Origin of the sequence: Jatrophihabitans sp. (assembly GCF_036388195.1) — a bacterium.
GTDB lineage: Bacteria > Actinomycetota > Actinomycetes > Mycobacteriales > Jatrophihabitantaceae > Jatrophihabitans_A.
On the sequence record NZ_DASVSG010000027.1, the window covers coordinates 1 to 13318 of the forward strand.

At 69.7% G+C, this 13318-nt stretch carries 12 protein-coding genes; 3 read left to right on the forward strand and 9 right to left on the reverse strand.

What is annotated here, in order from left to right; genetic code table 11:
- The first annotated feature begins 130 nt into the window (after positions 1-130).
- Positions 131-436: a hypothetical protein gene (locus VF612_RS02285; protein WP_408658226.1), complete on the forward strand. Its 306-nt coding sequence runs from the start codon at positions 131-133 to the stop codon at positions 434-436.
- A 185-nt stretch (positions 437-621) separates the two neighbouring features.
- On the opposite strand, the gene VF612_RS02290 is transcribed toward VF612_RS02285, so the two are convergent.
- Positions 622-1662, reverse strand: coding sequence for an SDR family oxidoreductase (locus VF612_RS02290; RefSeq protein WP_408658227.1), 1041 nt, complete (start codon positions 1660-1662; stop codon positions 622-624).
- A 92-nt stretch (positions 1663-1754) separates the two neighbouring features.
- Complete coding sequence (locus VF612_RS02295; protein ID WP_408658228.1) at positions 1755-2483, reverse strand: DUF72 domain-containing protein; 729 nt, start codon at positions 2481-2483, stop codon at positions 1755-1757.
- 115 nt (positions 2484-2598) lie between these two features.
- Here VF612_RS02295 and VF612_RS02300 point away from each other — a divergent pair, with 115 nt between their 5' ends.
- Positions 2599-4032, forward strand: coding sequence for a hypothetical protein (locus tag VF612_RS02300; protein WP_408658229.1), 1434 nt, complete (start codon positions 2599-2601; stop codon positions 4030-4032).
- A gap of 50 nt (positions 4033-4082) precedes the next feature.
- Here the strand turns inward: VF612_RS02300 and murD are convergent, their stop codons facing one another.
- The 4 genes from murD to VF612_RS02320 all read right to left on the reverse strand — a co-directional run bounded on the left by murD (position 4083) and on the right by VF612_RS02320 (position 8455).
- Positions 4083-5450: a UDP-N-acetylmuramoyl-L-alanine--D-glutamate ligase gene (gene murD, locus VF612_RS02305; protein ID WP_408658230.1), complete on the reverse strand. Its 1368-nt coding sequence runs from the start codon at positions 5448-5450 to the stop codon at positions 4083-4085.
- 32 nt (positions 5451-5482) lie between these two features.
- The gene (locus tag VF612_RS02310) at positions 5483-7726 is read right to left on the reverse strand and encodes a heavy metal translocating P-type ATPase (RefSeq protein WP_408658237.1); all 2244 of its coding nucleotides are present in this window, start codon (positions 7724-7726) and stop codon (positions 5483-5485) included.
- Positions 7727-7830: 104 nt separating this feature from the next.
- Complete coding sequence (locus tag VF612_RS02315; protein WP_408658231.1) at positions 7831-8052, reverse strand: heavy-metal-associated domain-containing protein; 222 nt, start codon at positions 8050-8052, stop codon at positions 7831-7833.
- Between the two features lie 88 nt (positions 8053-8140).
- The gene (locus tag VF612_RS02320) at positions 8141-8455 is read right to left on the reverse strand and encodes a metal-sensitive transcriptional regulator (protein WP_408658232.1); all 315 of its coding nucleotides are present in this window, start codon (positions 8453-8455) and stop codon (positions 8141-8143) included.
- A 298-nt stretch (positions 8456-8753) separates the two neighbouring features.
- Here VF612_RS02320 and VF612_RS02325 point away from each other — a divergent pair, with 298 nt between their 5' ends.
- Positions 8754-9512 (forward strand): DUF6008 family protein, encoded by a 759-nt coding sequence (locus VF612_RS02325; protein ID WP_408658233.1) that lies wholly within the window; start codon positions 8754-8756, stop codon positions 9510-9512.
- 484 nt (positions 9513-9996) lie between these two features.
- Here VF612_RS02325 and VF612_RS02330 read toward each other — a convergent pair whose 3' ends face one another.
- The 3 genes from VF612_RS02330 to VF612_RS02340 all read right to left on the reverse strand — a co-directional run.
- Positions 9997-11067, reverse strand: a complete 1071-nt coding sequence (locus VF612_RS02330; RefSeq protein WP_408658234.1) for an NAD(P)/FAD-dependent oxidoreductase — start codon at positions 11065-11067, stop codon at positions 9997-9999.
- Positions 11064-12299, reverse strand: a complete 1236-nt coding sequence (locus tag VF612_RS02335; RefSeq protein ID WP_408658235.1) for a coproporphyrinogen-III oxidase family protein — start codon at positions 12297-12299, stop codon at positions 11064-11066. The genes VF612_RS02330 and VF612_RS02335 overlap by 4 nt, the downstream gene beginning before the upstream one ends.
- A gap of 206 nt (positions 12300-12505) precedes the next feature.
- Positions 12506-13318: galactosyltransferase-related protein (locus VF612_RS02340; RefSeq protein WP_408658236.1), on the reverse strand; the 813-nt coding region annotated here is incomplete at its 5' end.

Here is a 13318-nt window from a genome sequence, read left to right on the forward strand (position 1 = left end):
ATCGGGTGGGGCCGGCCCAACCAGGCCGGCCCTCCCCGAGGGCAAGGAAGTTGACCATGCTCGGCCTCCTCCGCGGATCGGCGGCAGCACGCCCGTCCGTCGCCAACGAGCGCCGATAGCCAACCAGCGGATGGCGGCGGCGGTGCGGGGCGCATTCATAGTCGCGATCGAATACCGGGGCGCCGACCTCGATCAGCGCGGCGGCGCGTCCCGGGTCGGCGTCCTCGAACACGCCTACGACGTGGAGACGGCGGCGCTGGCGGCTCACCATGACCAGCCGCCGCGAGTCGGCTTTCCCAGGCCGAGCCGTGGTTGGGGCTCGGCATCGCTGTACCCGCGCTGTGCCGAGTGCCAGGCAGCGGTGGACGAGCTGGTGGTCGCCTATGTCAGGAACAACCTGCGCCAACACCGTCCATTAGGGGCAGACCAGTATTGATCACTCCCGCGGGGTGAAGTGGCAGGAGCCAGCCAAGTCCGATAGACATGAAGGGCGCGCTCCGGGCCTTGAACAAGCAGGGACAACGCTAAGCAGCCAGCGTCTCGGGGTGTGGCCAAGCTGCTACTCGGGACGCTGAAGCTCAGTCGCGGCTCAGCCCCAGCCTCCAGCCGCCCAGCCCGGCTTCAGCGCCGCCGGCGGGAGGGCCTACGACGGCCTAGCGCGGTCAGCGCCACCAGCAGGCCACCGGCGCCGGCGGCCAGCACGCCGTGATGTTGCGAGGCCCACAGTTGCGGATCCCGGTCCTTGGCGGTGTCGTCGAAGTCTCCATGCGCACCGAAATCATGGCCGCCCGAACCGTCCGCGGGCTGCCACAGGTTGACCGGCGCATCGGCGTCCTGGCTGCGGTCGGTCTGCTGGGACTTGTACCCGGTTCGCGCGAGGTAGCGGTCGAGCAGGCCCGGCGCCACGGCGTTCGCGGCCAGCGTGCCCATGGTGGACGACCCGACCCAGTACTCCCGCCGCTTCGGATGGTCGGCGGCGTACAGGATCGCCTGGGCGGCGAATTCCGGTTGGTAGATCGGTGGCACCGGCTGGGCATGGCGCGGCAGCCGCGACAGCACCCAGTCGAACTGCGGAGTGTTGACCGCGGGCATCTGCACCATGGTCACGTGCACGTTGCTCTTGTCGTGCAGCAGCTCACAGCGCAGCGCCTCGTGGAATCCCTGGATCGCGTGCTTGGCGCCGCAGTAGGCAGACTGCAGGGGAATCCCCCGGTAGGCCAAGGCAGAGCCCACCTGAACGATGGCGCCGCGGTCGCGCGGCTTCATGTACCGCAGGGCGGCCATGGTGGCGTAGACGTAGCCGAGGTAGCTGACCTCGGTGACCCGGCGGAACTCGGCCGGCTTGATCTCGTCGAACGGCGCGAAGACCGAGGTGAACGCGCAGTTGACCCAGACGTCGATCGGGCCCGCCTCGTGCTCGATCCGGGCGGCGGCGGCGAAGACCTGCTCCTCGTCGGCGACATCGGTGGGCACGACCAGCGCCCGCCCGCCGGCCCGCTCGACCTGGGCCGCCGCGGCCGCCAACCCCTTCTCGCCGCGGGCAAGCAAGGCCACCGTGGCGCCTCGGGCCGCGAACGCCACCGCGGTCGCTCGGCCGATGCCGCCGCTGGCTCCGGTGACGACTACGGTCTGGGCTTGCTGTGCTGGCTGCGGCTGAGTCACCCGACCGAGTCTGCCCGGACCAGAAGGCGCTCGCAAATGGCGCCCATCGCCCACGGCACTGCGGCGCCTGCGGCGTCCCGGCCGGGAAGTGCTCACTGGCCGAGCAGCCTGCGCAGCGTGTCCGCGTTGCGAACGGCGTGGCCTGCTCCGTCATTGTTGAAGTACACGTACACGTCCCGGCCCTCCGCCTCCCATTCCCGGATGCGCTGTTGCCACCAGCCGAGATCGGCGTCTGAGTAGGAGCCGCCGTACAGATGCTGGTGATCCGGCCCGTGCATCCGGACGTAGACGAAGTCGGTGGTGGCCCGCAGCACGCACGGCAGGTTGGCGCCGCTCATCACGCAGTACGCCGCGCGATGGCGTTGCAACAGCGCGAACACCGCCTCGTCATGCCAGCTGGGATGGCGGAACTCCACGGCGACCCGCAGCCAGCTCGGCAGCTGTGCCAGGAAGTACTCCAGCCGGGCATCGTCGCGGACATGCCCCGGAGCCAGCTGCACCAGCAGCACGCCGCGCCGCGCGCCGAGCTCATGCCAGCAGGACGCGATCCGGGCCACCCAGGCTTCCGGGGCGTACAACCGCTTCGCGTGGGTCAGGCCACGGGACGCCTTGACCGACAGCTGAAAGCCCTCAGGCAGCCGCGACTGCCAGCCGGCGAAGGTGCGGTTGGCCGGCCAGCGGTAGAAGCTGGCGTTGAGCTCGGCGGTGGCGAACCGGCGGGTGTAGAGGTTCAGCCGGGCGGCCGGCGGGGTGCCGGGTGGGTACAGCACGCCGTCCCAGTGCGGATAGCTCCAACCGGAGGTGCCGACATGCACGGCCACCACGCGCTCCCGGATCTCGAAGGTTTCGTCAGCGCAATCTTGCGCCTCGCCCGGCATGCGCGCTCACGCGGGTCTCAGCGCCGGGCAGCGGCCGGCCACCTGTAAAGTGGAGCCGATGAATCCCGAGCCGCAGTCGCCGTCCGGCGCGGGAACCGTCGCGCCAGAACACCCGATTCCGCTGGACCACACCCTCTTCAGCTGCTCGGCGCTGCGGGTGGACGCCTCATCCGGTGAGGTATTCCTGGACTACCTGCTCTCCGGCGGCAGCGGCGCCCCGATCGCCCTCACCGAGCGGGTGCTGTTCCCGGCGCCGCCGGAGGAGCCGACCGGGCCGCGGCGCGAAGCCTTCTCCGCGGTGCTCCGCCTGCTCCATGCGGTTGCCGGCGTGAGCTACTTCAAGACCGCGGCGCCGCCGGCCATCGACCTCGGAGCGGCCCGCTTCACCGCCGCGGAGCTGGAGTACGTCCGCGGCGTGTACCTGCACGGGATGCGCGAATTCGCCTACCAGAACGACCTGCCGTCGGTGCTGCACACCCGGTTCGTGTCCGGCGGCGCGGAGCCCGTGGTGGCATCCGACGCGCCGGCGGGCCATGCCTCGTGGCACTCCCCCGACGCCCGGCCGCTGGTTCCGTGCGGTGGCGGCAAGGACTCCATCGTCAGCACCGAGGCGATGATCCGGTCCGGCCGGAACCCGGTTGCCTTTGCGGTCAACCCCAATTCCATCATCGACAGCGTCGTCGGCACGTCCGGCCTGCAGTTGCTGACGGTGACCCGCAAGCTGGACCCGCGGCTGTTCCAGCTGAACCGCCTGGGCGTATACAACGGGCATGTCCCGGTGACGGCGGTCAATTCGCTGATCGCCGTCGCGTGCGCCATCCTGCACGGCCTCGGCCCGGTGGTGATGTCCAACGAATCGTCGGCGTCCTCGCCCAACCTGCAGTGGCGCGGCGAGCCGGTCAACCACCAGTGGTCCAAGAGCGCCGCTGCCGAGCAGGCCCTGCAAGCTGCCCTGCAGAGCAGGCTGGGCGGAACGGGGCTGTACTTCTCGTTGCTGCGCCACCTCAACGAGATGCAGATCGCCCAGCTGTACTGCCGCACCACGGCCTACGACGACGTGCTGACCAGCTGCAACAACGCCTACACGATCGACCGGGCGCCGACCCAGCGCTGGTGCGGCAACTGCCCCAAGTGCCGTTTCGTGTTCCTGGCGCTGGCGCCCTTCGCCGGCGTCGAGCGCCTGGTGCGGATCTTCGGCGCCAACCTTCTCGACGACGAGGCTCAACTGCCCGGCTATCGTGCGCTGCTGGGGATCGGAGCATTCAAGCCGTTCGAGTGCGTCGGCGAGATCGAAGAGTCCCAGGCCGCGGTGGTCCGGCTCGCCGAGCTTGCGCCGTGGCGCGACGCCCCGGTGGTTCACAGACTGCTCCCCGACATCACCTCGCAGCTTCCGTCCTGGTCGGACGTGATGACCCGGCGTGGCCCGAGCTATGCGCCCGATGCCTTCGTGCAGTCGCTGGACGCCCTGGCCGGCGCGCCGGCCAGTCCCTGACTTATCAAGGTGATCGGGGTCCGGCAGCGGCTCGCTGACGACGGAGCAGGCTAGGGCGCGGTTCGGGCGATGGCTTCGGCGAACACTCGAGAGCGGTGCTCGAAGTTGTCGAACCTGCCGTAGCTCGGCGCCGCCGGCGACAGCAGCACCACACCACCGGCCGGGGTATGCCGGCGTGCCAGCTCCACCGCCGCATCGAGGTCCTCGGCGCTCAACCTCTGCAGGGTCCGGACCCCTTCCAGCGCCTGCAGGATCCGCGGACCGCTGTCCGGAATGGCGATGACGGTGGCCTCGATCCCGGCCGTGAGCAGGAACTCGCGCAGCGGGGCGTAGTCCACCCCTCGATCCTGACCGCCCAGGATCACGGTCAGCGGCCGATGGGCATAGGCCTCGATGGCATGGATGGCCGACTCGGGAATCGTGGAGATGGAGTCGTCGACGAAGGTGATCCCGGACGGGTCCTCGATCGGGGTGAGCCGGTGCTGCAGCGGAGCGAAGCTGGTCAAGCCCTCGATCAGCGCATCCCGCCGCGCCAGGCAGTCCACTCCGGCCGCCTGCAACGCCCCGAGCGCGACGCACAGGTTGCTCTCGTTGTGCCTGCCGACCAAGGGCAATGCCGCACGGGGAAACAGCGGTTGCGCGCCGAGTTGGAACCACGGCTGATCATCCGGTCCCGCAGCCACGTGAAAGCTGTCGTCGCCGCCCACCGGCCGCAGCGGCAGCCTGGGGCCGAAGGTGCGCAACTCCGTGACCAGCCGGGGGTCGCGGGCGTTGAAGACCACCTGCTCCGGAGCGTGCGCGACGAGATTGAGCTTGTCCCGGTAGTACTCCCGCTCCCCGCCGCTCCAGTCCAGGTGCTCCGGGTACAGCGAGGTGAGCACCGCCGTCCGCGGCGAGTCGTCCAAGTCGGCGCACTGGTACATCGACAGCTCCAGCACGTACAGCTCGCTCTCGGGTAGCGCCAGCGCGGCTGTTCCGATGTTGCCGCCGAGCACATTGGGACGGCCCACCGCGGCCAGCAGGTGATGGATCAGCGTCGCGGTGGTGCTCTTGCCCTTGCTGCCGGTCACGCCGATGGCGCGCGAGGCGTTGTCGGCCATCCACAGCGCGGTGCCTCCGGTGATCCGCACGCCGTGGGAGCGAGCCTCGATCAGCCACGGGTGCGTCTGGGCGACGCCCGGCGAGCGCACCAGCACCTCCGCCCGCAGGATCGCGGCGTGCGCCTCCGCGCCGGTGTACAGCGGAATCGATCCGGCTGCCTCTGCCCACCCGGCGCTGGTGGCCAGGAAGGTCTGCTGGTCCTGCACCGCGACCAGCTCGGCCGGTCCGGCCGGCGCGATGGCCTTGACGGCTGCGGTTGCCTCCCGGCCGGTCCCCCACACGACGACCCGGCGGCCACCCAACTCTGTCAGCTTCACCCGGCTCCCGTCCCGATCGGCTCAGCCGTACTCTAGTGCAGCTTCGGGGAGCTCCCCGAAGCCCGCCGTGGCTCCTTGGCAGCGGGGCGGAACCGTCGCAGCCGCAGGCTGTTGGAGACGACGAACACCGAGCTGGCCGCCATCGCGGCGCCTGCGATCAGCGGGTTGAGCAAGCCGAGCGCGGCCAGGGGCAGCGCCGCGATGTTGTAGGCGAACGCCCAGAACAGGTTGGTCCTGATGGTGCGCAGCGTCGCCCGGGACAGCCGGATCGCGTCCACCGCCGCCTGCAGGTCACCACGGACCAGGGTCAGGTCCGACGCCTGGATGGCGACGTCGACGCCGGTGCCCATCGCCAGGCCCAGATCTGCCGCCGCCAGCGCCGCCGCGTCGTTGATCCCATCGCCGACCATCGCCACGATCTTGCCCTGCTGCTGCAGGTTGCGCACCACGCCGACCTTGTCGGCCGGCATCACTTCCGCGATCACCTCATCGATGCCTACCTCCGCGGCCACGGCCTCGGCGGCCCGGCGGTTGTCACCGGTCAGAAGCACCGGCCGCAGTCCCAGCCCGGCCAGCTCGCGCACCGCGGCGGCGGAGCTGGCCTTGACGGTGTCGGCGACGGCGACCACGGCTCGCAGCCGGCCGTCCCAGCCCACCCAGACCGCGGTCTGGCCGTTCGAGTGGGCCTGTTCGGCCGCCGCGGCCAGCTCCTCGGGCACGGCCATCGCCCACTCCTCGGCCAGCCATCGTTGCCGGCCGAGCACGACGGCGCGGCCGTCGACCACCCCCGACACCCCCAGCCCCGCATGGCTGCGGAAGTCCGACACGTCCTCCAGCGGCGCGCCGGCCTGCTCGCGGGCGTGCGCGGCGATCGCGGCCGAGACCGGGTGCTCAGAGGCCGCCGCCAGGGCGCCGGCCAGCCGCAGCGACTGCTCGGCCTCGACGCCGCGATCGAGGACGACACCGGCGACGCTCATCCGGCCGGTGGTGACGGTGCCCGTCTTGTCGAGCACGATGGTGTCGATCCGCCGGGTCGACTCCAGCACCTGAGGGCCCTTGAGCAGGATGCCCAGTTGCGCGCCGCGGCCGGTCCCGACCAGCAGGGCGGTAGGCGTCGCCAGGCCGAGCGCGCACGGGCAGGCGATGATGAGCACCGCGACGGCTGCGGAGAACGCGTCGGCGGCGGTGCTGCCGGAGACCAGCCAGGCCAGCAAGGTCAGCAGCGACAGGGCGATCACGATCGGCACGAAGATCGCCGACACCCGGTCGGCCAGCCGCTGGACCTCGGCCTTTCCGCTCTGCGCTTCGGTGACCAGGCGGCCGATCTGCGCCAGCTGGGTGTCGGAGCCGATCCGGCTGGCGCGGACGACCAACCGGCCACCGGAGTTGATGGTCGCGCCGGTCACCCGGTCACCGGCGCCGACCTCGACCGGCACCGATTCCCCTGTCAGCATCGAGGCATCCACCGCTGAGCTGCCTTCGACGACGATGCCGTCGGTGGCGATCTTCTCACCGGGCCGCACCACGAACAGGTCTCCGACCGCGAGCCGCTCGATCGGTATGCGCTCTTCCACTCCGGTGTCAGCCCGCAGCACCGCGACGTCCTTGGCGCCCAGATTCAGCAGCGACCGCAGCGCGGCGCCGGACTGTCGCTTGGCGCGCGCCTCGAAGTACCGCCCGGCCAGCAGGAACACCGTGACCACCGAGGCGACCTCGAGATAGATCTGATCCGCGCCGTCGCCGCGAGCCGGCAGCAGCGTGAAATCCATCCGCATGCCCGCCCGGCCGGCCCCGCCGAGGAACAGCGCCCAGACCGACCAGCCGAACGCGGCGGCGACGCCGAGCGAGATGAGGGTGTCCATGGTCGCCGCCCCGCGCCGGGCGTGGGCCAGCGCGGCGCGGTGGAACGGCCAGGCGCCCCAGACGGCGACCGGCGCGGCCAGGGTCAGCGATGCCCACTGCCAATACCGGAATTGCAGGAACGGGATCATGGCCAGCGCGAGCACCGGAAGGGCCAGCGCCGCCGAGACCAGCAGCCGCTGCCGAAGCGGGCCGCTCTCCCCCTTCGGATCCGCCTCGGCGTCGGACGGCTCCGCGGATCTCGGCAGGGTCGCGGTGTAGCCGGTCGCTTCGACCGTGGCGATCAGGTCGGCCTCGGTCAGGCTGTCGGGAAAGCGGACCTGCGCGGTCTCGGTGGCGTAGTTGACGCTCGCCGTGACACCGGGCAGCTTGTTCAGCTTCTTCTCCACCCGTGCGGCACAGGATGCGCACGTCATTCCGCCGACGTTCAGTTCGACGGCGCGGCTGGTAGCGGCCGAGGACGGTGCGGTACGCACGCGAGCCTGCTCCTTACTGGGTGACGGTGAAGGGTGCTGAGGGATCAGGCGTCGACGAGACGGTATTCGCCGGCCTCGTCCAGCGCGGTGCTGACCTGCTCCGGCTGCAGGGGTTGGGCGCTGGTCACGGTGACCGTCGAGACGCCTGTCGAGTCGAGGTCGACGGTGACATCGCTGACCCCGTCCAGGGTCTTGAGCTGGCTCGTGACGGCCTGAACGCAGTGGCCGCAGGTCATGCCGGCCACCTGGTAGGTCGAGTGGGTCATCATGCTCTCCTCAGAACGTGCTCTGCCGGCAATGGATGGGCCGGCACTGGTCGATGGGGCCCGGAACTTCACAGAACTTCGATCGGCGTCAGGAACGCACCAGCCTGGCGATGGCGGCCGAGGCCTCCTTGACCTTGTCCTCGGCATCCTGGCCACCGGCCTGGATCGCTCCGGCGACGCAGTGGCCCAGGTGCTCCTCCAGCAGCGACAGCGCCACGGCTTCCAGCGCCTTGGTGGCAGCGGAGACCTGGGTGAGCACGTCGATGCAGTAGGTGTCGGCTTCCACCATCCGTTGCAGGCCGCGGACCTGCCCCTCGATCCGGCGCAGTCGCTTGAGGTGCGCTTCCTTGGTGGCTGAATACCCCGGTTGGGACTGGTCTTGCGCAGGCGGTGGCAGGGACATGGGTTTCCTTCCGACTCCGCGAGGTGGATGCCACCAGGGTACCCCATACCGGTATGTGGTTTCCAGCCGGATCCAGACGCGCTCTGCGCGGGAGCGCGACATGCCTCTGGTGGCACACCGGAAGAGAGCACGGATGAGGATGCCCAGAGGGTGGCCCGTTCCGAGAATAGTACTAGATCTCAACGCTATCTAGCGGCTCTCTCCCGACCGCCACGTCCTGATGGCAGCGATCTCACCACGCAATGCAGGCTTCAACCCTCGCAAGGGAGAGCCTCGGCCGAAGTCTAGGAGGACTGCGATGGGCCACATGAATCATTCGGTGTCGGGATGGGACACCATAGGGGCGATCCTGCTGCTGGGATGGGCGGTTGCCATGTGGGGCGCGGTGGCGGTGCTCGCCATCGCCAACCGCAGGAAGGTGCGGCCCTGGGTGTTCCAGGGCGCCGCGGGGGTGATCGGGATCGGCCTGGTGGGCCAGATAGGCCACGTCCAAGAACACATCGCGCAGGCCGCGTACTGGATCGACCACTCCAACGCCAAGCCCTGGATGACGCCGTGGGGAACGAGCCTGGCGAAGGGGTACGGCCAGATCGACACCTCGAAGCCTTCGCTGGGCATGGAGATCCTGCACCTGACCGGTAACTTCATCTTCCTGGCCGGGCTCGCCGGCGTCGTGTTGATCACCGCACGCACACGGCAGACCCGCGCCCGCAAGTGGGGCAAGATGGGCGTCTGGATGCAGGGCATCCACGGCTTGGAGCATGTGGTGTTGACCCTGTCCGTCTGGCTGGGCGCCAACCGGGCGATCGGGTTGTCGACCTGGTTCGGCGCGCTGCCGAACGGCCCCGGCCTGTGGACCTACCGCATCTGGTGGCACACCGTGGCGAACTTGATCGGCTCCTTCATCTTCGCCATGGCGGTCTACCACCTGTGGCAGGAGCGGGCGACGGTCCGGGCCGCCTACCAGCTGGCGCGCGCAGAGGCCGTCGACTCCCCCAAGGAGCCGGTCCGGGTTCCGGTGACGCTGCCGGTGGCCGATCCGGCGGGTGTGGTGTAGCAGGCAGACAACGAGCAGGGCCCGCAGCGCCCTGGCCTGAACCCGTTCGGCGTGGCCGCATACAGATGCGGCCACGCCGAACGTTTTCTGTGTCCTGGTGCGGAATTCTCCGCGGTGCTGCCAGTTACCGGTTTCCGCGGCCGAGTCGGCTCGGCAATCGGCGCAGGAATGGAAAGCGGGCGCCTCGCTGTGCCTTCCATCCGGCGAGATTCTCAGCGCCACGGATACGGCGCCCGGACGACACCCCCTGCCCGGCGTTGGCCATGCCGGCCGAGTGCTGGTTGGTCACATGCGGCGGAAACGACTCCATGCTCATCTCAGGGTCTCCCGTCGAAATGCTGCCCGGGCAGGGCGCCAAACAGTCATCGCAAGCGTGTAGGCAGGGTCGATATCGAGATCAGCCGATGCTATTCGGACCTTCTGTTCCCGCCCCGGCGTGCATGACTTGTTCCAGCCGATACGCGCAGCCGCTTGACCCGAGAGCTCAGGATCCGACCTGCGCGGGCTGGCAGAGTTCGGCCGCCACCACCCAGTCCTGCTCCAGGGCGGCATCGCGCTGCTCGGTGAGCCCGTCGAGCAGGGCGCCGTCGATGCCGCCGATCTCGGCGACCCGGTCGCGCACGATCCGGGCCGCGACCAGGGCCGACTTGGTCCCCCGCGCGGTCACCGGGTCCAGGTGGTAGCCGGCGTCGCCGACCAGGCACCAGCCCGGCCCGCTCATCGGTCGGCGCTGCATCCGCAGCTTGCCGGCGCCGCCCAGCTTGCTGATCTGCCGCCCGGCCGCGACCGCCGGGCCGATGTACGGGTCCTCGGCGATGATCCGGGTGAACTGCCGCGCCGGGTGCCCGCCCGACTCGTCGATCAGGCGCTGATGCATGTCGGTCGAGACGCACCACTGGCCGGGGCCGCAGGGTGTGGAGATGGCAAGGCTGCCCGGCTGCGAGGAGAAGTAGCCGCGGTCCGAGCGCAGCGGCAGGTCGGCGAAGTAGGCCAGCAGCGCCACCCACGGCGAGGGCACCACCTGGTACGGCTCGGCGCCGAGCCGGTCGGCGTTGCGCGACAACCGCCCGTCGGCCAGCACCAGCAGGTCACAGCTCACCGCATGGTCGGCGCCGTCGTGCCGGACGGTCGCACCGCGCACCCGGCCGCCCTCGCTGGCGATGTCGGTCACCCGGGCCGGCCGCAGCACGGTGACATTGCTCCGGCTCCCGGCGGCCCGCAGCAGCGCCGGGTCGAGCACCTCGCGGGGCACCGTCATCCGGTAGGAGTACTCGTCCTGCTGGGGGTAGTCATGCTGGACGAGGTCGTCGTCCACCCGCAGGGTGTGCCCGTAGGTGCGGGGCGCGCCGCAGGCCAGCACCACATCGAGCAGGCCGAGATCGGCCCACAGCAGGTTGCCCTCGCGATCCCAGGTGGACTGCTGCGGCCAGAACGAGGTGGCCTGCGAGGCGTCGACCACCAGGACGTTCTCGGCGTACGGGGCCAGCGCCCACGCGGTGGTGGCCCCGGCGATCCGGCCACCGGCGACCACGACGCTCCAGTGGCCGGCGATCACACCGGTGCTGGCGTAGGCATGCCCAACTCGACGGGTGCAGGCTCCGGCGGCTGCTCGTGCCAGTTCATCGAGATGAAGACGTTGGCGATGTCCTCGCGGGCGAACCGGATCCCGGCGTCGTCGGTGATCAGCCGGCCGTACTGGCACAGCTGGCCCAGGTAGTCCTTGACGACCTGGTATTCCAGGGCGGTCCACAGCGACGTCCCGGTCCGCTCCTGGAACACCTCGGCGTCGACACCCTGCGGGGTGGTCAGCGCGAATCCGATCAGGCTGCCGGCCTGGGCCTCCTCCGACAGCGACAGGTCGTAGTCGAACGTGGTCGGGTTGGCGATGTAGTTGTGCAGCTTGCCGGCGCTGAAGCCCTTCATCCGGCCGTCGATCACCGAGAACGCGCCGGAGCCGAAGCCGATCCAGTCCAGCTTCATCTGGTAGTAGGCCAGGTCGGCCTGGCAGATCGGGTCGCCGAAGTAGGCGAAGGTGTACTCCGGGAAGCCGGCCTCGGTGAGGATGTCACTGGCCAGCCGGTAGGCCTCGAGCTGGTTGGCCAGGTCGGTCTTGGCGTTGGCGCGGTCCAGCCGCCGGCGCAGCACGGTGCCCTCGCTGGCGCGGTAGGCATAGATCGAGTAGTGGTTCACCGGCAGCGCCGCGGCATGCCGCATCATCTGCTCGACCTCAGCCAGGTCCTGGTCCGGAAAGCCCACGATCAGGTCGATGTTGATGTTGTCGAAACCGGCCTCGCGGGCCAGCTGGATGCTGGTCTCGGCCATGTCCGCCGAGTGGGCGCGCCCGATCATCCGCAGCCGGTCGTCATTGAAGGACTGCACGCCGATGCTGATCCGGTTGAAACCGAGGCTGCGCAGCAGGATCAGCTTCTCCAGGGTGAGCGACTCCGGGCTGCTCTCGATGGTCGCCTCGACGATGCCGCTCATGTCGAAGGAGCCCGCCATCGCGCCGTGGAGCGCCTGGATCTCCTCGCAGCTCAGGATGCTCGCGGTGCCGCCGCCCCAGTACATCAGCTCGGGCTGGTACCGCTGGTTGAGCGCCGGCGCCTGCTCGGCGATCTGGATCTTCAGCGCGTCCAGGTGGCCCCGGCGGCCCTCGGACTCCGGGCCGAGCCGCAGGTCACCGATCGGGACCTTGACCACCCAGTCGCAGAAGTGGCACTTGGAGTTGCAGAACGGGGTGTTGACGTAAAGCAGCAGGGGACGCTTTGCGACTGGTGCTGCAGACATGCAGGCTCCTCTGTGACTGAATTGAGCAAGTTCTGCACGCAGTCCCTTGCTGATCGACGGCAGTTTATATGCAAGTTATAGGCAAGCAAGCGCCTCTGAGCGAGGGCCTTACTTTCGGAATGGGCGCGCGCAGCAGCAAACGCGCATCTCGGACGAATGCGCGGCACACCGATGGACGCCATTCCTGGCGCGTACTGCGGGGGCAGTCATTGCGCAGCCGGGCCCGATGCGGGGGCCGACTCCGCCGCCTGCTGGCGCAGGTACTCCACGCAGCCGGGCAGGCCGCGGGAGGTGATGAGGCCGTTGACGTTGTAGCAGTTCAGGGCGCCGCCGAACTGCCGCAGCAGCCGGCCGATGGGCGTGTCGTACTTCTTCGCCATGTAGCGGTAGTTCGCGCGCGCCTGGGCGTGCAGTTCGGCGGTGTCCTTGGCGTGCGGGTAGTGGATGGAGCTGGCGGCCCGGTCGAGCACGAACCGGACGCCGTCCAGGTGCAGCCGGTACCCCAGGTCGATGTCCTCACCGCCCCAGCTGCGGAACTGCTCGTCGAACCCGCCGACCGACCTCAGCCGCTCGGTCGGCGCAGAGGCGTTGCAGGTCCAGTAGAACACCCAGGGCGCGGGCAGCCCGTCCAGGTCATCGCCCTGCGAGGCGTAGAACGGCTCCCGGGTATCGGCCCACCGCCCGATGTCGCGGATCAGCGCGATGCTGGCATCCGGATCGTCGAAGGCCAGGGTGCGCATCATCTCTTCGGCCTCGGCGACCTTGCAGTCGAAGCCGTAGACGTAGCCGATGACCGCGACCGGGCCGTCGGCCCGCTCATGGCTGGCCAGGTGCGCGCGCAGGCACCCGGAATGCAGCAGCACCCCCGAATCCACCATCACACACACCCCGCCGCGGGCATGGGTGATGCCGACATTGCGCGCCTGAGCCACCCGCCACCCCTCATCGGGCTGGAAGAAGTACCGCAAGGCCAGCCGGTCGCGGTAGCTCCCAGCCAGCTCAGCGGTGTGGTCACTGGA